The following is a 914-nucleotide window of genomic DNA, read 5'->3' as shown; positions in this document are numbered from 1 at the left end:
ACCAGGTGACCGGTTTCCGCGGCAGTCAGTGCCAGACGAATGGTTTCCAGATCACGTAATTCCCCGACCAGAATTATGTCAGGATCTTCCCGCAAAGCACTGCGTAATGCCTCACTGAAGCCATGGGTGTCACGATGCACTTCACGTTGATTGATTAGACATTTCTTACTGCGGTGTACAAATTCAATCGGGTCTTCAATGGTTAGTATATGTTCGTTATCTTTTTCATTACGATAATTAATCATTGCAGCCAACGTGGTCGACTTACCGGAACCAGTCGGTCCAGTGACCAGCACAATACCGCGATTATTGTCGGAAATCTGTTTGAAAATCTCGGGGGCACCCAATTCTTCCAGTGTCAGCACCGTTGAAGGTATGGTCCGGAAAACCGCGGCTGCCCCCCGGTTCTGATTAAACACATTGACCCGGAAACGCGCCAGATTGGGAATCTCAAACGAAAAGTCTGCCTCCAGAAACTCTTCAAAATCCTTACGCTGACGGTCATTCATGATGTCATATATCATGGCATGCACTTCTTTGTGTTCCATAGCAGGCAAATTGATGCGTTTTATATCGCCATCAACCCGAATCATTGGCGGCTCACCAGAAGAGATGTGCAAATCGGATGCATTGTTTTTTGCACTAAAGGTCAGCAATTCAGTAATATCCATGCACATTCCTTAATTCGATAATGATGGCTACATGTCGATGACAACATAGCGAATACTGTTAAAGGTAGCGCGCTCCAGACTGGCTTGCAACATGACAAATTCAAAAACACGTCTGCAATCTGTGATGAACTTCATCAAATTGGCAGAACAACAGGCTAATCGCTCCCCAGGCTCAGTGAAATTGCTTGCTGTAAGCAAAACCTGGCCGGCATCCCGGCTACGTGAGCTAGCTGAAGCAGGACA

Annotated in this window: 1 protein-coding gene; it reads right to left on the bottom strand. The window is 46.6% G+C overall.

The annotated features are described in order from the left end of the window. A partial coding sequence (locus B3182_RS08530) for a type IV pilus twitching motility protein PilT (RefSeq protein ID WP_292752360.1) occupies positions 1-671 on the bottom strand: 671 nt, incomplete at its 3' end. Positions 672-914: the final 243 nt, after the last annotated feature.

The organism is Methylophaga sp. UBA4204, from assembly GCF_002379485.1.
Classification (GTDB): domain Bacteria; phylum Pseudomonadota; class Gammaproteobacteria; order Nitrosococcales; family Methylophagaceae; genus Methylophaga.
The sequence above is the reverse complement of the archived record's forward strand: the minus strand, read 5'-3'. Positions and strand labels throughout refer to the sequence as shown.